Origin of the sequence: Streptosporangium roseum DSM 43021 (assembly GCF_000024865.1) — a bacterium.
Lineage (GTDB): Bacteria > Actinomycetota > Actinomycetes > Streptosporangiales > Streptosporangiaceae > Streptosporangium > Streptosporangium roseum.
On sequence record NC_013595.1, the window covers coordinates 3,617,802 to 3,638,773 of the forward strand.

13 protein-coding genes are annotated in these 20,972 nt (G+C 72.3%); 10 read left to right on the top strand and 3 right to left on the bottom strand.

The window, feature by feature from the left end:
- Positions 1-143 precede the first annotated feature (143 nt).
- Complete coding sequence (locus tag SROS_RS16110) at positions 144-1,433, top strand: MFS transporter (RefSeq protein ID WP_012890005.1); 1,290 nt, start codon at positions 144-146, stop codon at positions 1,431-1,433.
- The gene (locus SROS_RS16115) at positions 1,430-3,184 is read left to right on the top strand and encodes a glycoside hydrolase family 2 protein (RefSeq protein WP_012890006.1); all 1,755 of its coding nucleotides are present in this window, start codon (positions 1,430-1,432) and stop codon (positions 3,182-3,184) included. Before SROS_RS16110 ends, SROS_RS16115 begins: the two co-directional genes overlap by 4 nt.
- Positions 3,185-3,266: 82 nt before the next feature.
- Here SROS_RS16115 and SROS_RS16120 read toward each other — a convergent pair whose 3' ends face one another.
- Positions 3,267-4,310, bottom strand: coding sequence for a LacI family DNA-binding transcriptional regulator (locus SROS_RS16120; protein ID WP_012890007.1), 1,044 nt, complete (start codon positions 4,308-4,310; stop codon positions 3,267-3,269).
- Between the two features lie 159 nt (positions 4,311-4,469).
- Between SROS_RS16120 and SROS_RS16125 the strand changes: the two genes are divergently transcribed.
- From SROS_RS16125 to SROS_RS16140, 4 genes are read left to right on the top strand one after another with little or no spacing between them, the layout of a single operon-like run.
- Positions 4,470-5,738 (top strand): sugar ABC transporter substrate-binding protein, encoded by a 1,269-nt coding sequence (locus tag SROS_RS16125; RefSeq protein ID WP_012890008.1) that lies wholly within the window; start codon positions 4,470-4,472, stop codon positions 5,736-5,738.
- A complete protein-coding gene (locus SROS_RS16130) occupies positions 5,735-7,273 on the top strand; it encodes an ABC transporter permease subunit (protein WP_012890009.1) in 1,539 nt (512 codons plus the stop codon). Before SROS_RS16125 ends, SROS_RS16130 begins: the two co-directional genes overlap by 4 nt.
- Complete coding sequence (locus SROS_RS16135) at positions 7,270-8,106, top strand: sugar ABC transporter permease (protein WP_012890010.1); 837 nt, start codon at positions 7,270-7,272, stop codon at positions 8,104-8,106. The genes SROS_RS16130 and SROS_RS16135 overlap by 4 nt, the downstream gene beginning before the upstream one ends.
- Before the next feature lie 2 nt (positions 8,107-8,108).
- Positions 8,109-9,899, top strand: a complete 1,791-nt coding sequence (locus tag SROS_RS16140; protein ID WP_012890011.1) for an alpha-amylase family glycosyl hydrolase — start codon at positions 8,109-8,111, stop codon at positions 9,897-9,899.
- Between the two features lie 130 nt (positions 9,900-10,029).
- Here the strand turns inward: SROS_RS16140 and SROS_RS16145 are convergent, their stop codons facing one another.
- Positions 10,030-10,830 carry a CPBP family intramembrane glutamic endopeptidase gene (locus SROS_RS16145; protein ID WP_169369308.1) on the bottom strand — a complete coding sequence of 267 codons (801 nt, stop codon included), beginning with the start codon at positions 10,828-10,830 and terminating at the stop codon, positions 10,030-10,032.
- A 173-nt stretch (positions 10,831-11,003) separates the two neighbouring features.
- On the opposite strand from SROS_RS16145, the gene SROS_RS16150 reads away from it, so the two are divergent.
- The 4 genes from SROS_RS16150 to SROS_RS16165 all read left to right on the top strand — a co-directional run bounded on the left by SROS_RS16150 (position 11,004) and on the right by SROS_RS16165 (position 15,476).
- Positions 11,004-12,959: a sensor histidine kinase gene (locus SROS_RS16150; RefSeq protein ID WP_043652130.1), complete on the top strand. Its 1,956-nt coding sequence runs from the start codon at positions 11,004-11,006 to the stop codon at positions 12,957-12,959.
- Positions 12,960-12,964: 5 nt separating this feature from the next.
- Positions 12,965-13,639 (top strand): response regulator, encoded by a 675-nt coding sequence (locus SROS_RS16155; protein ID WP_043655786.1) that lies wholly within the window; start codon positions 12,965-12,967, stop codon positions 13,637-13,639.
- A gap of 108 nt (positions 13,640-13,747) precedes the next feature.
- On the top strand, positions 13,748-14,719 hold the full coding sequence (locus SROS_RS16160; protein WP_012890015.1) for a proline dehydrogenase family protein: 972 nt from the start codon (positions 13,748-13,750) through the stop codon (positions 14,717-14,719).
- A 184-nt stretch (positions 14,720-14,903) separates the two neighbouring features.
- Positions 14,904-15,476 (top strand): putative glycolipid-binding domain-containing protein, encoded by a 573-nt coding sequence (locus tag SROS_RS16165; RefSeq protein ID WP_012890016.1) that lies wholly within the window; start codon positions 14,904-14,906, stop codon positions 15,474-15,476.
- 125 nt (positions 15,477-15,601) lie between these two features.
- On the opposite strand, the gene SROS_RS16170 is transcribed toward SROS_RS16165, so the two are convergent.
- Complete coding sequence (locus tag SROS_RS16170) at positions 15,602-20,932, bottom strand: non-ribosomal peptide synthetase/MFS transporter (protein ID WP_012890017.1); 5,331 nt, start codon at positions 20,930-20,932, stop codon at positions 15,602-15,604.
- Positions 20,933-20,972 lie beyond the last annotated feature (40 nt).

A 20,972-nucleotide genomic window follows, 5' to 3' on the forward strand; every position in this document is an offset into this window, starting at 1 on the left:
CCGTCCGCCGGCCGGGCACTCCCGCCGTCCCGGAGGTTCGCTGACCGGACACTCAACCCGAATAGGGAGACCTGCGGCAAAATCAAATAGATGATGCTAAAACGATCTATTGTGACAGGAGTGAGGCTTGTAGGCTCTCGCCCGTGACAACGGCAGTCGCCCCCCGGCTGGGCCCGCGGCTCTGGACCGCCCTGATCGTGCTCGGCTTCGTCGGTCAGGTGGCCTGGACCGTCGAGAACATGTACCTCAATGTTTTCGTCTACGACACGATCAGCGACGACCCCGGAGCCATCGCGACGATGGTCGCGGCCAGCGCGCTGGCCGCGACGCTGGCGACGTTGCTGATCGGCGCCGTCTCCGACCGCACCGGCCGCCGCAGGGTGTTCGTCTCGGTGGGGTACGTGCTGTGGGGGCTGGTCACCGCCGCGTTCGGGTTCGTCACCGTGGACGCGGTCGCGGGCGTCGTCTCCGCGGCCGGCGCCGTCCTCGTCGCGGTGGTCGCCGTCATCGCCCTCGACTGCCTCATGTCCTTCCTCGGGGCCGGGGCCAACGACGCGGCCTTCCAGGCCTGGGTCACCGACGTGACGCATCCGGGCAACCGCGGCAGGGTCGAGTCGGTCCTGGCGACCATGCCGCTGGTGTCGATGCTGGCGGTCTTCGGCGGCTTCGACGCTCTCACCCGGGCGGGGAACTGGCGGCTGTTCTTCCTGCTCATCGGGGCGGCGATCGTCATGGTCGGGGTGGCCTCCTGGTTCCTCGTGCGGGACCGGCCCACTCCGGCCCGGCAGGAGGGCGGCTACCTGAGCTCCCTCGTCCACGGCCTGCGCCCGGCCGTGATGCGCGCCAACCCGGGCCTCTACCTCGCGCTGGCGGCGTGGTCGATCTGGGGGATCTCCACGCAGGTCTTCCTGCCCTATCTGATCATCTATGTGCAGCGGTACCTGCACATCGAGGGCTACGCCGTCGTCCTGGCGGTCGTCCTGACCGGTGCCTCGGCCGTCAGCGTCGTCTGCGGCCGGTACGTCGACCGGATCGGCAAGATCCGTTTCCTGCTGCCGGCGGTCGCGGTGTACGGGGCGGGGCTGCTGCTGATGACCGTCGCGCGCGGCATGATCCCGGTGATCGCGGCCGGACTGGTGATGATGTCCGGCTTCATGCTCGTCCTGGCGCCCATCGGCGCGATCGTCCGCGACTACTCGCCGCCGGGCCGGGCCGGGCACGTCCAGGGGCTGCGGATGGTCTTCGCGATCCTCATCCCCATGATCGTCGGGCCGTCCCTCGGCGCCGCCGTGATCAAGGGGGCCGACGAACACTACGAGGAGCTGGGTGTGCTCAAACAGGTCCCGACGCCGGCCGTCTTCCTGGCCGCCGCGGCCGTACTGGTGCTCATCGTCGTGCCCGTGCTGGCGCTGCGCCGGAGGGAGGGCCGATGAGCCTGCTCACCCGCTGGGGCGCGGACCTCGACCCCGACGCGATCCTGCCCGAATACCCCAGGCCCCAGCTCGCCCGCGACAGCCACCTCAACCTCAACGGCCGCTGGGAGTACGCCATCACCGCGGACGAGGAGGAGCCCGGCGCCTACGACGGCGCCATCCTCGTGCCGTTCTCGCCCGAGTCGCCGCTGTCGGGCGTCGGCCGGCAGCTGCTCCCCGGACAGACGCTGTGGTACCGGCGCGCCCTCACCGCGCCCGACGGGTTCCTGCCGGCCGGCGACGTGCCCGTCCGGGTGCTGCTGCACTTCGGCGCGGTGGACCAGACGTGCCGGGTGCTGCTCAACGGCGCCGAGGTCGGCGCCCACACCGGCGGCTACCTGCCCTTCACCTGCGACATCACCGACGCCCTGCGCGACGGGGAGAACACGCTGGTCGTGGCGGTGCGCGACGACTCCGACACCGGGCACCACGCGCGCGGCAAGCAGAAACTGAAGCGCGGCGGCATCTGGTACACCGCCCAGTCGGGCATCTGGCAGAGCGTGTGGGCCGAGTGCGTGCCCGCCGTCCACGTGGAGCGGCTGACCCTCACCCCGCACCTCGGCGAGGGATGCGTCGAGGTGACGGTGCACGCCGGGACCGCCGGGGACGCCCGGGTCGAGATCCTCGCCGCCGGGGCCGCCGTCGCGCGGGCCGTCGTGCCGGTGGGGCGGCCGGTACGTGTCCCGATCCCGGACGTGCGGCCGTGGAGCCCGGAGGACCCCTTCCTGTACGACGTCACGGTGGAGCTCGGCGCCGACCGCGTGCGCAGCTACGTCGGGATGCGCTCGTTCTCCGTGGGGCCCGACGAGAACGGCGTGCCCCGGCTGCTGCTCAACGGCCGCCCCTACTTCCACGCCGGGATCCTGGACCAGGGGTACTGGTCCGACGGCATGTACACCGCGCCGTCGGACGAGGCGATGATCTACGACATCGCCACGATGAAGCGGCTCGGCTTCACCATGCTGCGCAAGCACATCAAGATCGAGCCGCTGCGCTGGTACTACCACTGCGACCGGCTGGGCATGCTCGTCTGGCAGGACATGGTCAACGGCGGCGGCGACTACCACCCGCTGGTCATCACCGCGCCCGTGCTCACCCCTCTGCGGCTCAGCGACCGCCGTCACCGGTGGTTCGGGCGTGCCGACGCCCAGGGCCGGGCCCGCTTCCGCGCCGAGCTCCGCGAGACCGTGGAACACCTGCGCAATGTGGTGAGCCTGGCCGTCTGGGTGCCGTTCAACGAGGGCTGGGGGCAGTTCGACGCGGTGCGGATCGCCGCCGAGGTCGCCGAGCTCGACCCCACCCGCACGGTCGACCACGCCAGCGGCTGGCACGACCAGGGCGGGGGCGACCTGAAGAGCCTGCACGTCTACTTCCGCCGCTTCCGCGTGCCGCGCCGGCGCCGCGGCGACCGGCGGGTCCTCGTGCTGTCGGAGTACGGCGGGTACAACCTGCGGGTGGACGGCCACGCGTTCAACGACAGGGACTTCGGCTACCGGCGGTACGGCTCGGCCGGGCAGCTCGGCGAGGCGTTCAGCCGGCTGCACACCGAGCAGATCGTCCCGGCCGTCCGGCGAGGCCTGAGCGCGACCGTGTACACCCAGCTCTCCGACGTCGAGGACGAGCTGAACGGGCTGCTCACCTACGACCGCGAGACGCTCAAGCTGCCCGCCGAGCTGGTGCGGTCGGTCAACGCGCTGCTGCGGCTGGAGTAGGGCCGCCCCTCCGGCGGTCACGCGCCTTCCCCGGTGGGCCGGCCGGGGTCGGCCCACCGCGCCGTCGCCGGTCCCGGAGCCGTCATCGCGTCCCCGGCGGAGCGGCGTCGCCGTCGTGGCGGCTCCACCGGGCCCGGGTGGAGGAGCGGACCACGAGCTCGGGCTGGAAGAGATACTCGGCGGCCTTGGCGGGGCGGCCCTTGATCTCGTCGAGAAGGGCGCGCACGGCCGCCACCCCCATGGCCTGGACGGGCTGGCGGACCGTGGTGAGCGGCGGGTCGGTGAAGGACATGAGCGGGGAGTCGTCGGCGCCCACGACCGAGACGTCCTCCGGCACCTTCAGGCCGTGCCGGCGCACCGCGCGCACCGCGCCCAGCGCCATCAGGTCGCTGCCGCAGACCAGCGCGGTGGCGCCCCGCTCGACCAGCAGGGACGCGGCGCTCTGGCCGCCCTCGACGTCGAAGGGCGACAGCTCGACCAGGTCGGTGTCATACTCCCCGCCCATCTCCCGCAGCGCGGCCCGGAACCCGGCCAGCCGCCGCTGGACGGTGGAGTAGCGCAGCGGGCCGTTGACGAACCCGATGCGGCGGTGGCCCAGCTCGATGAGGTGCCGGGCGGCCGTACGGCCCGCGGCGACGTCGTCGCAGGAGACGCAGGGAACGCCGAGGCCCGGCAGGTCGCCGTTGACGAACACGATGGGCAGCCGCCGCCTCCTGAGGGTGTGGTAGCGGGACCGGTCGATGGTCGTGTCCGCGTGCAGCCCGGAGACGAACAGGATGCCGGACACGCCCCGGTCCAGCAGCATCCCGACGTACTCGTCCTCGCCCGCTCCCTCGGGGGTCTGCGTGCACAGGACCGCGGTGTACCCGTGGCGGGCCAGCGCCGTCTCGATCACCTGGGCGAAGAAAGGGAAGACCGGGTTCTGCAGCTCGGCGGTGATCAGCCCGACGAGCCCCGAGCTGCGCGGGCGCAGCCCGATCGGGCGCTCGTAGCCCAGCACGTCCATCGCGGTGAGCACCGCGCTCCTGGCTTTCGGGCTCACTCCGGGACGCTCGTTGAGCACCCGGGAGACCGTCGCCTTGCTGACCCCGGCCTGCCGGGCGATGTGATCGAGTCGTGCCGCCATGCTCGGTGATTGTGATGCAGCTTTCTGAAACATTGCAAGATGTAGTGAAACATTGCTGCAATTCTCTGCAACCCATTCCAGGTCGTGTGAACCCTCTGTTAACTTCGGCGCACACCGCGGTGCACCCCCTGAAAACCCCTTCCCACCTGGAGCTCAACCGTGCGCAGACCCGCACACGCCCTCGCCGGAGCCCTCGCGCTCGGCCTCGCTCTGACCGCCTGCGGAGCGCAGACGCCGACGCAGGGGCAGCCCTCCTCGGCCCCGGCAGCCGCCGGCGACGCCAAACTGCTCATCTGGGCCGACCAGATGCGCTCGGAGACCCTCAAGCCCTTCGCCGAGGCCTTCGCCAAGGAGAACGGGATCAAGGCCGAGGTCGTCGTCGTGGCCCAGAACCAGCAGCAGACCTTCACCACCGCCTCCCAGGCGGGCAAGGGCCCGGACGTGCTCGTCGGCGCGCACGACTGGATCGGCAACCTGGTGCAGAACGGCCTCATCGACCCGATCCAGATGACCGAGGACCAGCTCGCCGGATACGTGGACGTGGCTCGTAAGGCCGTCACCTACAACGGCCAGGTGTACGGCGTGCCGTACGCGGTGGAGAACCTGGCGCTGTTCCGCAACACCGAGCTCGCGCCGGAGGCGCCCGGGAGTTTCGACGAGCTGGTCGAGACGGGCAAGAAGCTCAAGGCCGCCGGGAAGGTCGAGGAGATCGTCGGCTACCCGGTCAGCCAGCAGGACGGCCAGTCCGGCGACACCTACCACCTGTACCCGCTCTACACCTCCGCCGGCGCCCACCTGTTCGGCACCACGCCGAGCGGTGACCCCGACCCCTCCGACCTGGGCGTGGGCGACAGGAAGTCCGTCGAGGCGTTCGAGAGGATCGCCAAGCTCGGAGAGAAGGGGGAGGGCGCGCTCAAGCGCTCCTTCACCTCCGACAACTCGGCTGCGGCCTTCAACGAGGGCAGGACCGCGTTCATGGTCGCCGGGCCGTGGCGGCTGGCCGACGCCCGCAAGGCCGGTGTGAAGTACGACGTCACCCCGGTACCGGGTTTCAAGGGGGCCAAGCCCGCTCAGCCGTTCGTGGGCGTGCAGTCCTTCTTCGTGGCGAGCAAGGGCGGGAACAAGGCTCTCGCCCAGGAGTTCGTCACCGGCACCCTGGCCTCCGCCGAGGTGTCGCGGGCGCTGTTCGACGCCGAGCCGCGGATGCCCGCGCTGGAGGAGGCCCTGACCTACGCGGCGGGCAAGGACCCCGACGTCGCCAAGTTCCGGGCCGCCGCGGAGAACGGCACGCCGCTGCCCGCGATCCCGCAGATGGTGGCCATCTGGGTGCCGTTCAACACGCTCATCCACGCCGCCGTGAAGGGCGAGCCGGTGCCTCCGGCGGTCGAGGCGGCAGGCAAGGCCATCGCCGACCAGCTCAAGCAATGACCACCGGACGATCCCGGGCCGGGGCGTGGCCGGGGAGTGCGGGCGGGATCGCGGCGCGGGTCCTCGTGCTCGGGCTCATCGTCGCCGTCGCGCTCTGGGCGGTCGCGCCGCTGCTGGCGGCGGACAACTGGATCGGGGTGGCGATCGTCGCGGTCGTCACCGCGGCCGGCATCTTCGTCTACCTGACGCCGCGGCGGCTGCCCGTCAAATACCTGCTGCCCACCACGCTCCTGGTCCTCGCCTTCCAGGTCTTCCCGGTGGTCCACACGATGTCGCTGGCGCTGACCAACATCGGGGACGGCCATCTGGGAACCAAGCAGGACGCGATCGCCGCGATCGAGTCCTCCTCCGTCAAGCGGCAGCCCGGTTCCGCCGAATTCCGGCTCACCGTGGCGGAGAAGGACGGCGACCTGGTCTTCCTGCTGGCGTCCGCCGGGCGCGCCTACACCGGCACCGCCGGGGGGCTGCGGCCGCTGGAGGGCGCCACGCTCGGCGCCGGCGGGCGGATCACCGCGGCCGGCGGCTACACGGTGCTGACCGCCGCGCAGGCCTCCGCCCGGAGCTCGGAGATCACCGAGCTGATCGTGCCCGTCGAGGGCGGGGCGATCCGCAGCCAGGGCCTGTCGAGGGCCTACCGGGGCACGGCGACGCTGGCCTACGACGAGGGGTGCGACTGCGTCTCAGGCCAGGACGGGATCTGGCGGGCCGACGAGGAGCAGGGCAGGTTCGTCTCCGACGACGGGAGGGCGCTGGCGCAGGGCTGGAAGGTCGGCGTCGGTCTGGCCAACCTCACCGCCGCGCTCACCAACCCGAAGATCAATGCTCACTTCCTCGGCGTCTTCGGCTGGAACCTCGTCTACGCCACGTCCGTGGTCGTGCTGACCGCCGGGCTCGGGGTGGCGGTCGCCCTGGTGCTGCACCATCCCCGGATGCGTGCCGTACGGGCCTACCGGACCCTGATCGTGCTGCCGTACGCCATGCCCGCCTTCGCGATGCTGCTGGTCTGGCGGGACATGTTCAACACCGACTTCGGGCTGATCAACAGGATGTTCGGGCTCGACGTCGACTGGCTCGGCGCGCCGCTCACCGCCCGGCTGTCGGTCCTCCTGGTCCAGCTCTGGCTGGGCTTCCCCTACATGTTCCTGATCGCCACCGGGGCGCTGCAGACGATCCCGCCGGAGTATCTGGAGGCGGCCCAGGTCGACGGCGCGACCGCCTGGCAGCGGTTCGGGAAGGTGACGCTCCCGCTGCTGATGCTCGCGCTGGCCCCGCTGCTGGTCTCCTCCTTCGCGTTCAACTTCAACAACTTCAACGGCATCTTCCTGGTCACCGCCGGAGGCCCGTTCCCCGCCGACAACCCGACGGTGGGGGCGACCGACCTGCTGATCACCTACACCTTCCGGCTCGCCTTCGGGCAGCAGGGCGCGCAGTACGGCCTGGCCTCGGCGATGTCCATCTACGTTTATCTGATCGTGGCCGTGCTCTCGATCATCGGCTTCCGGCGCACCCGGGCTTTCCAGGAGGTGGGCCGATGAGGCGCGAACTGCTCCTGCGGCACCTGGTGGCGATCGTCGTCACCGCCTTCGCCCTCTTCCCGATCCTGTTCGTGGTCTCCTCGGCGCTCAACCCGCTCGGCACGCTCAGCTCGGCGACCCTGTTGCCGAGCGGCGCGAGTCTCGGCAACGCCGCGGACCTGCTGACGAGCACGGCCTTCCCGACGTGGTATCTCAACTCCGTCCTGATCGCCGCGCTCACCGCGGTCCTGTCGGTGGCGGTGTCGGCGGTCTCCGCCTACGCCTTCAGCCGCTTCCGCTTCGCCGGCCGCCGTACGGGCCTGGTGGCGCTGCTGGTCATCCAGGCGTTCCCGCAGTTCCTGGCCATCGTCCCGCTGTACGTCATCTTCAGCGTGATCAGCGACAACTGGCCCGCCTTCGGGCTCAACAGCATCTGGGGCGTGATCCTGCTCTACATCGGCGGCCAGGTCGGCGTGAACACCTGGCTGATCAAGGGCTTCTTCGACACGATCCCCCGGGAGCTCGACGACGCCATGCTGATCGACGGCTGCACCCCCACCCAGGCGTTCCGCAAGGTGGTCCTGCCGCTGTCGGCGCCCATCCTGTCGATCAGCGCGCTGCTCGTCTTCATCGGGACGATCAACGAGTTCCTCATCGCCAGCGTCTTCCTCACCGGCGACGACGCCCGAACCCTCGCGGTCGGCCTGTTCAGCATGCTGGCCGACCAGCGCAACGCCAACTTCGGCATGTTCGCCGTGGGCACCCTGCTCACCGCGATCCCGACCGTCGCCGTCTTCCAGTTCCTGCAGAGATACATCGTCCACGGGCTCACCGCGGGCGCTGTGAAAGGATGATCATGATAGATCGGGGATTCCACCACGACGGCTCGCCGGACCACGTCAGCACGCAGGCGCCCGAACTCGGCGAGACGGTCACCGTCTTCGTCCGCACCCCGCGCGACCAGCGTTCCGGCGTGCACGTGCGGACCACACCCGACGGCGAACCGCACTTCACCGAAGCGGTGATCGACCGCGAGACCGAGCACGAGACCTGGTGGCGGGCCGACGTCGTGGCCCGCCATCCGGTGAGCCGCTACCGCTTCCTCATCGACGGGCCGGGCGGCTACCGCTGGCTGACCGCCGCCGGGCTGACCTCCCACGACGTGCCGGACACCACCGACTTCCGGCTGGTCACCCATGCCGCTCCACCCGCGTGGGCGACCGGCAGCGTGGTCTACCAGATCTTCCCCGACCGGTTCGCCTCCTCCGGCGCGGAGCGCGACCTGCCGTCGTGGGCGATCGCCCGGGGCTGGGACGACCCCGTCGCCGGGACCGGGCCCGACACCCCCCGGCAGATCTTCGGCGGCGACCTGGACGGCATCCGGTCCCGGCTCGACCACGTCGCCGCCCTCGGTGCCGACACCCTCTACCTGACGCCCGTCTTCCCCGCCGCCTCCAACCACCGCTACAACGCCTCCTCCTTCGCCGAGGTCGACCCGCTGCTCGGCGGTGACGCGGCCTACCGTGCGCTGATCGACGAGACGCACCGCAGGGGCATGCGCATCCTGGGCGACCTCACGACGAACCACTGCGGCGACACCCACCCCTGGTTCCGGGCCGCGGCGAAGGACAAGGGCGCCGCCGAGCGGGAGATGTTCTTCTTCACCGACGACGACCTCGGCTACGAGGCGTGGATGGGCGTTCCGTCCCTGCCCAAGTTCGACTGGGCGAGCGAGCGGCTGGCCGGGGAGATGGAGGAGGTCGTCCGGCGGTGGCTCCGCTTCGGCCTGGACGGCTGGCGCATCGACGTGGCGAACATGACCGGCAGGCTCCGCCGGGCGGACCACGCCCACGAGGTGGCACGGCGCATCCGGCGGGCGCTCGCCGCCGAGAGCCCGGACGGGCTGCTCGTCGCCGAGCACGCCCACGACGCCACCGGCGACCTCGACGCCGACGGCTGGCAGGGGACGATGAACTACGCCGGATTCACCCGCCCGGTGTGGAGCTGGCTGCGGGGCCCCGAGCTCCGGCTGCCGTTCCTCGGCGTCCCGGCGGAGGTGCCGAGGATCGGCGGCGGCGACGCGGTGGCGACGATGCGGGCGTTCTCCAGCCTCGTGTCGTGGCGCTCGCTGACGCACTCCTGGTCGATCCTCGGCTCCCACGACACCGCCAGGATCCGTACGGTGTGCGGAGGGGATCCCGCCCTGGTGGAGGTCGCCGCCGGGCTGATGTTCACGCTGCCCGGCACGCCCATGGTGTTCGCCGGTGACGAGATCGGCCTGGAGGGGGCCTGGGGAGAGGACGCCCGCCGGACCATGCCCTGGGACCGGCCGGAGAGATGGGACCACGGCACCTTCGGCGTGTACCGCGACCTGGTCGCGCTGCGCCGGAGCGAGCCCGCCCTGCGCCACGGTGGCCTGCGCTGGCTGCACGTTTCGGAGGACGCCGTGGTCTACGTCCGGGAGCACGCGGGCGAGCGCCTGCTGGTGCTGGCCGCCCGCGCCGCCCACCGGCCGGTACGGCTCCCGCTCGCCGCCCGTTCGGCCGTCCCCGTGTACGGCGGCGCGGAGACGGCCCTTTCGGACGACGGCACCGTCACGCTGCCGGCCGACGGGCCGGCCCTCCACATCTGGCGGCTGACCCGGTAGGGCCTGGTCACGGGATCCGTCCGGTCGGCGGGGGCGGGAGGCCGCAGCGGTCCAGGCGCGTGGGCAGCGGGCCCGGCTTCCTGACGAGGCCGGGTATGTGCCTGAGGACCGAGAATCCGGGACTCCGCCGCTACCTCCTCCACAGGGGCCGGGTGGCGAGCACGACGAGCGCCGTGAAGCTCGACGTCAGCGCGCCTCCCTCCCCGACGAACCAGCCGGAGTGTTGCGTGGCGGCGGTCATGGCCCCGGCCACGAAGTAGATCGAGGCGTTGAGGGTGGCGTGCAACACCAGGACCGGCCAGATGCTCCCGGTGCGCAGCCGCAGCCACACCAGCGGATAGGCCAGAGCCACCGCCTCCACCATGAACCACCCCAGCGCGTACGGCGTGGAAACACCCTTCTCGATCCCGCCCGGCACGAAAAGCATCAGCGGGAAGTGGGACGCCCCCCAGGCCAGGCCCACGATGAGGGCCGTGGCGTCGATGCTCCTGGTCGCCGAGAGCCGGACGGCCAGCAGGGAACTCCAGCCGACCTGTTCACCGAACGACAGCGGTATGTACGGCACGATGCCGGCGACCAGCCCGAGCAGGACGCCCAGGGCGGGATGGAGCCCGGTGGTCTCAGCAAGGTTGCCGGGATCGAAGCGCGCGGCGCCGGTCAGCCATGCCACGCCGTACCCCAGCCCGACACCCAGCACGGGTATCGCCCAGGCCAGGCCGATCGTCCGCCAGGGTGCCCGGCGAAAGCCCCAGTCGAAGCCGCGCAGGCCGCGCCTGTCCGCCAGCCAGGCCGCCAGCCCGGCGATGCCCGGCATGAACCCCCCGCTGAAGACGGCGATCTGCGCGGCGACCGGCGCCTGGTCGAGCCGGTTCAGGTCGAGCCCCTGGGACACGGCGAAGGCCAGAGACGGGAGCACCAGTGCGGACAGCACGATCGCGAACACTGTGAGCTGCCGCCGCGTCAGATCGCGTTCCGACAGAGGAGATGGCGTTGTATGCATGGCGGCAGTACATCCGCCCGGCGGTCCCGATCTCCTGGACCTGTGGTCCCGTCATGGTCCCGCCCCCATTGTCCAGGTGACATGGGATATTTCACCATGTGCGAGTGCGTACTTATCGATGGCCGTGGCTGATCCCCGGTGCCTCGTCGACGGCCATCCTGGCCGGTGCCGTCCTGACCGTCGCGGTTCCCGTCCCGGATGTCACCTACCTGGTACTCGACGCCGTGGTCGGCCTGACCTTCCCCCTCGTCGGGGCGCTGATCGTCACGCGCAGACCGCGTAACCTGCTCGGTTGGCTGTTCTGCCTCAGCGGTGCCGGGCTGGCGATGCAGGCGCTGGCGGGCGGCTATGCCGTGTACGGCGAGGCGCACGGGTGGCCCGGGGCCGGTTTCGCGGCCTGGGTGATGAACTGGGTGTTCTTCACCGGGTTCGGGCCGCTCTTCTTGCTGCCGATGTTGCTGCCCGACGGCCGGCTGCCGTCCCGGCGGTGGCGGTGGGTGATCGGGACGCTGGTCCTGATGACCGTCGTGCTCCAGGCCATGCTGATGTTCCGGGACCGGAGCTGGGTCTGGGGCACCGAGGAGCCCAACCCGCTCGGTTTCGTGCCGACGGACGTCGTCGCGGTCTCCTTCGGCGCCGTGATCGTCGCGATGTCCGTCGCCGGCGTGGTCGCGGTGGCCATGCGGGTCCGCTCCGCCCAGGACCGGCGCCGGCTCCTGCCCGTACTGGCCTCGGCCGTCGCCATCGCGCTCGCCTCGATCGTCGACGCGGCGCCGCCGGACGGCCTGCCGCTGCTCGGGGCGTGGCTTCAGGCGGCGACCCTGCCGCTGCTCCCCGCCGCGGCGGCGGTCGCGATCTTCCGCTACCGGCTGTTCGACATCGAGGTGCTGATCCGGCGTACCGTCGTCTACGTCGCGGTCACGTGCCTGCTGCTCGGCGCCTACCTGGCGACGGTCACCACGTTCGACACGCTGCTGCGGCAGGACGGCGGGGTGCTGGAACCTCTCCTGGGCACCGCTGTGGTGGCGGTGGCGTTCGCACCGCTCCGCGACGCGGTACAGCGGGCGGTGGCCCGCCTGCTCTTCGGCAACCGGGGCGATCCCGCGGCGGCGCTGTCCCTGCTCGGCCAGCGGCTGGAGGTGTCGGCCGACCCGACGCGGCTCCTCGACGGCGCCGCGGAGACCGTGGCGCACACGCTCCGGCTTCCCTCGGTCGCCGTGCTCGCCGCCGACGGCACGCCCGTCTCCGTCGTCGGCGGCGTCCCCGAACACGGGGTACGGCTGCCGCTGCTGAGCGGCGGTCAGCGGGAAGGGGAACTGCGCGCCGCCCCGCGCTCGCCGGGTGAGGACCTGTCCAGGTTGGACCTGGCCGTACTCGACGATCTCGCCCGGCACCTGGCGGTGGCTCTCGCCGCGGTACGCCTGGCCCGGGAGGTCCAGTCCTCGCGCGAGCGACTGGTCATCGCGCGCGAGGAGGAGCGCCGCCGTCTCCGCCGCGACCTGCACGACGGCCTCGGCCCCGGCCTGGCCACCATCTGCGTCCGGCTGGATCTGATCCGGGCCATGGCACCGGCCGGCCTGCGCGACCAGCTCCGGGAAGTACGGCAGCTCACCGACGGGCTCGTCGGTGACATCCGCCGGACCGTGCATGATCTGCGGCCCCCGGCGCTGGACGAGCTCGGCCTGGACGGCGCGCTGGAGGACCTCGTCCTGGACATCGCCCCGGATCCCGGCGGCGGTCCGGCGGTCGCTGTCAGAGCTCCGCTGCCGTTCCCGGCCCTCCCGGCGGCGGTGGAGGTGGCCGCGTACCGGATCAGCCAGGAAGCTCTGGCCAATGCGCTCCGGCACGCGGACGCGTCGAACGTGGAGATCACGGTGAGGGCCGAGCCGGAGCGGCTGTTCCTGGAGATCCGCGACGACGGCCGCGGCCTGCCCGACCCCGTCGTAGAGGGAGTGGGATCGGGCAGCATGCGGGAGCGGGCCGCCGAGCTCGGCGGCCTGTTGCGAAGGACGTCCAGCCAGGGAAAGGGCACGATCGTCGAGGCGGTGCTTCCCCTGTGAGCTTCATGCCGACAGGTGAGCCTGTGAGCTCCGAGTCGATCGGTGAACCGATCCGCGTGCTGCTCGTGGACGACCACCCGCTGCTCCGGCACGGCCTGAGGGCGCTGCTGGAGCAGGTCGGCGGGGCCGAGGTGGTGGGCGAGGCGGGGGACGGAGAGGAGGCGATCGCGCTCGTCCTGTCACTGAACCCGGACGTCGTCGTGATGGACCTGGTGATGCCGGGGGTCACGGGGATCGAGGCGACCCGGACGCTGATCGACCGGCGGCCCGATCTCGGCGTGCTCGTGCTGACGATGAGTGAGGACGACGCGTCGGTCTTCGCCGCGTTGCGCGCCGGAGCTCGGGGCTATGTCCTCAAGGGCGCGGACGGCAACGACTTCATCGCCGCCGTCCGGGCCGTCGCCAGGGGAGAGGCGGTGTACGGCCCGGCGGTGGCCCGCCGTATCCGGAGGTTCCTCACCACAGGCCCGGAGAGCGGCCCTTTCCCGGAGCTGACCCAGCGGGAGCGGGAGATCCTCGACCTGCTCGCCTCGGGGAAGAGCAACGCCGAGATCGCCCGGCGGCTCTTCCTCAGCCAGAAGACCGTCAAGAACCACCTCACCTCGATATTCGCGAAGCTGCAGGTGGCCGACCGTACCCAGGCAGTGGTCCGCGCCCGTCGCGCCGGCCTGGGGGAGTGAGGTGAGGCTGCCTGGACTCGATCGTCCAGCGGGAAGGCGTCCACCGGTGAATCTGTAAAAACAATATTCGTTGGTGATAGAGTCCGGGAGCTGAAGAAGGAGATGACCATGACCTCATCGACGATCGGGTCCCGGAGACCCGAGGAACTCGCGGCCGAGACGCTGCGCGCCCTGGCGCTGGACGAAGCCCTTAAATGGCGGATCGCGGCCGACCCCGTGCTGCTCCCCATCGCCCGGCGGGTCGCCGGACGCTACATCGGCGGGGAGACCCCGCAGGAGGCGCTCGGGCGGGTCCGTGAGATCAACGCCAGGGGACAGGCCGCCTCGGTCGAATACGCGGGCGAGAGCTGCCGGGACGCCGCGCGGGCCGTGGCGGAGACGGAGGTGTTCGTCGCCCTCGCCGGGCAGGTCGCCGAACAGGGGCTGAACTGTTCGATCTCGCTCGACCTGTCCCACATCGGCTCGGTGGTCGACGCCGAGCTGGGCCTGGCCAACGCCGTCCGCGTCGCCGAGGCGGCGGCGGGCGCCGGCCAGGAGATGATGATCTCCATGGAGGGGTCGGACCGGACCGACCTCATCCTGTGGACCCACGGGCGGCTGTGCGAGCGGTTCGACCACGTCGGCATCACGGTTCAGGCCCGGCTGCACCGGACCGCCGAGGACCTTCCCCGCCTGCTGGAACGCCCCGGGCGCATCCGCCTGGTGAAGGGGGCCTTCCTCGAACCCGAGTCCGTCGCCTACCCGCGCGGCGGGGCCGACCTCCGGACGGCCTACCTCCGCTACGCGAGGGCCCTGCTCGACAGCGGCCACGCCTGCTCCATCGCCACCCACGACCAGGACATCCTCGACGAGCTCCACAACCACCTGGCCGGTGCGCGGCGGGAGGCGGAGCGCTTCGAGTTCGAGACGCTGCTCGGCCTCGGCCCCGAGCAGCTGCGCTCCGCGCAGTCGCGCGGCTACCCGGTCCGCGAGTACGTCATCTTCGGCACCGAATGGTGGCTCTACGTCTGCAACCGGATCGCCGAGGACCCGTCCCGCCTGTTCCAGGCACTCGCCGACGCCGTACCGGCAGGTGCGTGACACCCCCGAGCGGGCCGCACGCCGGCCGGGGGGCCTGATGCCCGGAGACCGGCACGGGGGCGGGCCGCGACCGCCGGCCCCCTCCCCGGGGCCGCGCGCGGTTCACGCCTCCCTCCCCGGGGTACGTCGGTGCCGCCGGCCACCTCGCGCGGGGGTGGGAAGGGGCGGGCGAAAGGGGAGAGGGATGCGTGGACTCGTGTGGATGAAGGACGAGGGCGCCGAATACGCCGAGGTGGGCCTCGCGTCGGAGCTGACGGCGGTCGGCGTGGCGATCGGGACGGATCCCGTGCCCTACCGGCTGGAGTACATCCTGCGGACCCTCCCCGGATACATGACCGAGCTGCTCTCCGTACGGGTCCACGGCGCGGACTGGCACCGGGCGCTCGACCTGCGCCGCTCCGCCCACGGGACCTGGTCGTGCGAGACCAAGGAGGAGGGGCGCCTCGGCGGGCCGCCGCCCGGCGGGGACATGAACGTCCTGAACGGCGCGCTCGACTGCGACCTCGGGCTATCGCCGCTGACGAACACCATGCCGGTGCTCCGTCACGGCCTCGACAAGTGCGAGGGGCGGATGGACTTCGTCATGGCCTGGGTCCAGGTCCCGCACCTGCACGTGATCCGCCACCCCCAGCGCTACACCCATCTCGCCCCCGGCGCGGTGCGCTACGAGAGCGAGGGCTTCAGTGCCGATCTCACCTTCGACGACGACGGCATCGTCACCGACTACCCGGGCCTGGCGAAGCTGATCGCCTCCTGACGGCCCGCGCCCGCCGCCCGTTCGGCCGTCCCCGCGTACGGCGGAGCCGAGGTGGCCATCGGGGACGGCGGCACCCGGGGTCCGGGGCGTCGCTCCGGACCCCGGGTGAGGGGGCGCGAGGCCCCTCACCCTCTCCGGCCGGCGTCCTCCAGCAGGACGGCGTCCGCCTCGACCTGGACCGCGTCCAGGTCATCGGCGATCTCGGCGCCCGCCACCGCGTCGGGCAGCGCGTCCTCCATCCGGCGCAGCGGCCGGTACCACAGCCCCAGCGCGCCCCAGAGCATCAGCAGCGCACCGCAGACGACCAGCAGCAGCCCGGCGCCGCGCCCCGGCCCCACCCCGACGACGTCACCGACGAGCGTGTCCGCCAGGGCGCCACCCGGGACGAGCAGCGGGCCGAAGACATCGTCGGCCAGCGACGGCGCGGTGAGGAACGCCAGCGGTGTCATCGACACCGCCAGCATCTGGTTGGTGGCCAGCACCCGGCCCTGTAGCTCCAGGCCGACCTTGAGCTGGATGAGCGCCAACCAGTGCGCGTTGAGCACGGTGAGGAACACCCACGACATCAGCCCGCCGAAGGCCGCCAGCGCCAGCGAGGGCCGCAGCCCGACCAGCAGCACCCCGGCCCCGAAACCGATCACGAAGCCGACCATGCCGATCGCGCGACGCTCGGTGCCGCCCCAGAACACCATGACCAGCGAGCCGAGCACCGCGCCCACGCCTTGCATCGCGGTCACCGCGCCCACGCCCGCGACGTCGCCGAACGACAGCACCGCGGGCACGGTCACGGCCAGGGCGAGCATGTTCAGGTAGTTCATCACGACGAAGAACCCGATCATGATCATCAGGGGGCGGCGCCGTACGAGGAAGCGCCAGCCGCCGACGATGGCCTGCCCGAAGGACTCCTCCAGGCGGTAGAACAGCCGGTCGGGGAAGCGGACCAGCAGCAGCGTGCCGAGCCCGGCGAGAAACGTGACGATGTTCACGGCCACCACGCCGTGCAGCCCGACCAGCGCGATGAGCGCGGCGCCGCCCAGCGGGCCGATGAGCATGCCCAGACCGGTGCCGAGGTTCGCCACCGCGTTGGCCTGCATAAGGTACGGCTTGGGCACCAGCTGCGCCACCGCCGCCAGGTAGGCGGGCCGGTGGAAGGCCGTCACCAGCGACAGCAACCCGGCGATTATCCCGACCTGCCAGACCTCCAGCCGCCCCAGCCACAGCAGGATCACCAGGGCCGCGGTGGCCGCGGCGGAGACACCGTCGCACACCAGCATGACCCGCCTGCGGTCGACCCGGTCGGCGACCGCGCCGCCCAGCGGCGCCGCCAGCAGCGACGGCAGCAGCGCGAGCATGCTGACCAGGGCGTAGTCCAGCACCCGGCCGCTCTCCTGGTAGGCCCACACGCCCAGCGCGAAGGAGGTCAGCGCGGCACCGAGCAGCGACACGGTCTGTCCGGCCGCGACGGTGTAGAAGCGGCGCAGGTCCCTGCGGGCGCTCCGGCCCGCGACCTCGACCTCCCCGACCGGCTCGGGCAGGTCGCCGCCGGCCCAGCGGTCCAGGTGCTCGGAGATGTGCCGGGCCAGGGGCTCGGCCTGGTGCTTGATGAAGTAGTGACCGGCCCGGGGGATCGTGGCCAGCCCCACCCGGTCGGCGAACGCCCCCCACTCCCGGTAGCGCTCCTGGTAGAGCTCGGTCGCGCGGTCCCGCTCGCCGATCACGCACAGCAGCGGCGCCGCGAGCCTGCGCTCCTCGCCGGCGGGGGTGTCGAGGTGGCGGCTGAACCACGCCTGCGCCTCCTCGACGTCGTGCCGCAGGCCGCGCAGCATGGTCCCGGTGTCGCCGAAGTCCTCGTCCAGGGCGCCCAGCGTGCGCAGGAAGTCGCGCTGGGTGCGGTCGGAGGCCCAGCGATGGGCGGGGAACCTCCGGTTCCACCAGGCCGACAGCCGTCCGGGCAGCCGGGCGTCGGGGAAACTGCCGCCGACGAAGACGCCGGTGACCGGAGTCCCGGACGCCTCCAGCCGCAGCGCCAGCTCGGTCGCGGCGGCCGAGCCGACGCAGTGGCCGTACAGCACGATCGGGCCGGAGATCCCGGCCAGCTCAGCCACGATCCGGTCGACCAGCTCCGGCATCGGCAGCATGGCCTCGTCGGGCCGCGCCGGGTCGTGCCCGGGCAGCTCGACGGCGAGCACCGCCGTGGTGGGGCAGGAGCGGGTCAGCGCGGTGGCGAGCGGTTGGTAGGCGGCGGCCGAGCCGCCGCCGTAGGGCAGGCAGATGACGGTACGGCTCGCCGTGCGCGGACCGGCCAGCCGGTGCAGCAGCCCGGCCGGGGCCTCGGCGCCGCCGTCGAGATGGGCGGCCAGCTCGCGGACCGTGGGCCGGGTGAACAGGTCGATCACCCGCAGCGACGGGTCGATCTCCCGGACCGCCCGGACCGCGCGGAAGGAGTCGCCGCCCAGTGCGAAGAAGTCGTCGTCGACGCCGACCTCCACGTCCAGGATGTCCGCCCACACCGCGGCGATGCGCACCTCGGTCGGCGTGCTCGGCGCGACCCGCTCCGCGGCGGGCGCCGCCTCGGGGATCGGCAGGCGGGCCCGGTCGACCTTGCCCAGCGGGGTGAGCGGCAGCTCGTCGAGGACGACGATCGCGGGCGGGACCATGTAGTCGGGCAGCCGCTCGCGCAGCCCCGCCCGGATTACGGCGAGGTCCACCGAGGCGGGTGCGACCCAGGCGGCCAGCCGCCGGGAGCGTCCCTCTCCGACCGGCAGCACCGCGGCCTCCCGGACCCCGGGCTGCTCCTGCAGCGCGGCCTTCACCTCGCCCAGCTCCACCCGGAAGCCCCTGATCTTGACCTGGTCGTCGACCCGGCCGAGGAACTCCACCAGCCCGGCGGAGTTGAGCCGGACCCGGTCGCCGGTGCGGTAGCAGCGGTCGATCCCGGCCACCGGGTCGGGGACGAACCGCTCGGCGGTCAGGTCGGGGCGGTTCAGGTAGCCGCGGGCCAGGCTGGGACCGGCAACCCACAGCTCACCCGGCACCCCGGCGGGCAGTGGACGGCTCGCGGCGTCGACGACGTAGCAGTCGACGCCGGCCAGCGGGCGGCCCAGCGGGACAGACCCCGACCTCGACGGCGGGTCGGGCACCCGGCCGCCGAGCACCGAGACCATGGTCTCCGTCGGCCCGCAGTGGATCTGCACCTCCAGGTCGGGGCCGGCCGCCCGGACGCGCTCGGCCAGCTCCCACGACGTCGCCTCGCCGGCGAGGATCAGCAGCCGGCGCGGCAGCATCCGGGCCAGGTCGCCGTGGGCGGCCAGCAGCTCCAGATGGCTGGGCACCATCTTGATCACGTCGACGGGATGCGCCGCGAGGTAGGCGGCGTACGCCTCCGGGTCGGTGGCGGCGTCCTGGTCCACCAGATGGACGGCGGCGCCCCGGACGAGCGCGCCGTACAGGCAGGTCAGCACCAGGTCGGAGGCGATCGTGGAGACCACGCCGTAGGAGGAGTGGACGTCGGGCACCAGCTCGGCCAGGCCGTGCAGGTAGTGCAGCGCCGACCGGTGCTCGATCGCGGCACCCTTGGGCCGCCCGGTGGAGCCGGAGGTGAAGATCACATGCGCGAGGTGGCCGGGGGTGACGTCGACCTCCACGGGATCGTCGGGCCCGGCGGCCAGCAGGTCGGGCAGGACCAGCGTGCCGGGGACCCGGCCGGCGTGCTCGCGGTCGGCCAGTACGACGCGCGCGCCAGCCGTCTCCATCATGTAGGCGAGGCGGTCGTCGGGGTAGGCGGGCTCCATCGGCATGTACGCCCCACCCGCCCGCAGCACGCCGAGGAGCGCGGGGACCAGCACGGATCGGCGATCGACCAGCACTCCGACCGGCTCGTCCGGCCGCACCCCGGCCGCGGTCAGGTGACGTGCCAGGCGGTTGGCCAGCCGGTCCACCTCGCCGTAGGTGAGCGATCCGGAGGCGTCCACCACGGCGGTCGCCTCCGGCGTGCGCCGCGCCCGGTCGCCGATCACCGCGTGCAGCGGCCGGGTCAGGTCCATCCGTGTCCGCGCGCCCGCGACGGCGGGCCCGGACACCGGCTCCAGCGGCACGGCCGCCGCGGGAGCGTCCAGGTCGGCGAGCATGCCCTCCAGCAGGTTCAGGTACCAGCCGGCCATACGCCGCGCGGTCGGCCCGTCGAACAGGTCGGTACGGTAGGTCAGCTCACCGTCGTACTCCTCGCCCTCGTTGACGAAGGCGAGGTTGAGGTCGTATTTGGTGGTGCGCGGCGGAGGCGGCGCCTGCTCCGCGGTGAGGCCGGGGAAGTCCAGCGCCTGGGGGCGGTCGTCCAGGACGTTGAGCAGCGCCTGGAAGATCGGAGTGGTGGCGAGGCTGCGCTCGGGGTGCAGGTGCTCCACGATCCGCTCGAAGGGCACGTCGCGGTGGGTGAGGGCGTCCAGCACGGCGTCCTTGGTCCGGACCAGCAGCTCGCGGCCGGTCGGCTCGCCGGACCTGTCGCCGCGCAGGACGAGCGTGTTGACGAAGCAGCCGAGCATGTGCGCGGTGTCGGGATGGAGCCGTCCCGCCTCGGGCACGCCGACCGGCACGTCGTCGGTGCCGGAGATCCGGCCCAGCAGCTCCTGCCAGGCGGCCAGCAGCACCATGAACGGGGTGCAGCCGGTCTCGGCGGCGACCCCGCGGACCCGGGCGGTCAGCGCGGGCGCCAGCCGTAACGGGACGGCGGCGCCCGACCAGTCGGCGATCGACGGCCGGGCCCGGTCCACGGGCAGGTCCAGGACCGGTTCGAGCCCGGCCAGCCGTCCGGTCCACCAGGCGAGGTCGCCCTCCGGCCGCCCGGCCAGCCACGCCGCGTAGTCGGCGTACTGCACCTTCGGCGGTGCGGGCGGCTCGGCCATGCCAAGCCGTGCCGCATACAGGGCGGCCAGCTCGGCCAGCGCCAGGTTCCGCGACCAGGCGTCGAAGGCGATGTGATGCACGGTCAGCGCCAGGACGTGCTCGTCGGCGCCGGTGAGGCGGAGCAGCAGGGCGCGGGCGGGAGGCTCGGAGTCCAGCGCGAACGGGCGAGCGAGCTCCCCCTGCAGCCGCGCCTCCAACAGATCGTGGTCGTCGAGGTCCTCGACCGTGATCGGGACCCGGTCGGCGTCGACCGGGGTGGCGCCCTCGTCGGTGACCAGGCTGCGCAACACCTCGTGCCGGTCCGCGAGGTCGCGTACGGCGCCCAGCAGCGCGGCGGTGTCCAGCGGGCCGCGCAGCCGTACGGCGGCGGGCACGTTGTAGGCGGCCCGGTCGTCGAGTTGGGCGAGGAACCACAGCCGTGCCTGGGCGGGCGACAGCGGAGCGGGACCGCCGGTCGCCTCCCTGGCGGGGATCGCCGGGGCGGTCCGGGCGGCGGTGCGGCGCGCGGCCGACAGCCGGGCCGCGAGGGCGCTCCGGCGCTCGTCGCTGATGGTCATGAGCCCTCCTTCGCCGGTCCCGTGACCAAAGTGCCGTGTC

Excerpts from the sequence above, each read along its gene's own strand:
- SROS_RS16115 (WP_012890006.1), top strand. The coding sequence starts at position 1,430 with ATGAGCCTGCTCACCCGCTGGGGCGCGGACCTCGACCCCGACGCGATC.
- SROS_RS16120 (WP_012890007.1), bottom strand. The coding sequence starts at position 4,310 with ATGGCGGCACGACTCGATCACATCGCCCGGCAGGCCGGGGTCAGCAAG.
- SROS_RS16130 (WP_012890009.1), top strand. The coding sequence starts at position 5,735 with ATGACCACCGGACGATCCCGGGCCGGGGCGTGGCCGGGGAGTGCGGGC.
- SROS_RS16135 (WP_012890010.1), top strand. The coding sequence starts at position 7,270 with ATGAGGCGCGAACTGCTCCTGCGGCACCTGGTGGCGATCGTCGTCACC.
- SROS_RS16140 (WP_012890011.1), top strand. The coding sequence starts at position 8,109 with ATGATAGATCGGGGATTCCACCACGACGGCTCGCCGGACCACGTCAGC.
- SROS_RS16155 (WP_043655786.1), top strand. The coding sequence starts at position 12,965 with ATGCCGACAGGTGAGCCTGTGAGCTCCGAGTCGATCGGTGAACCGATC.
- SROS_RS16160 (WP_012890015.1), top strand. The coding sequence starts at position 13,748 with ATGACCTCATCGACGATCGGGTCCCGGAGACCCGAGGAACTCGCGGCC.
- SROS_RS16165 (WP_012890016.1), top strand. The coding sequence starts at position 14,904 with ATGCGTGGACTCGTGTGGATGAAGGACGAGGGCGCCGAATACGCCGAG.
- SROS_RS16170 (WP_012890017.1), bottom strand. The coding sequence starts at position 20,932 with ATGACCATCAGCGACGAGCGCCGGAGCGCCCTCGCGGCCCGGCTGTCG.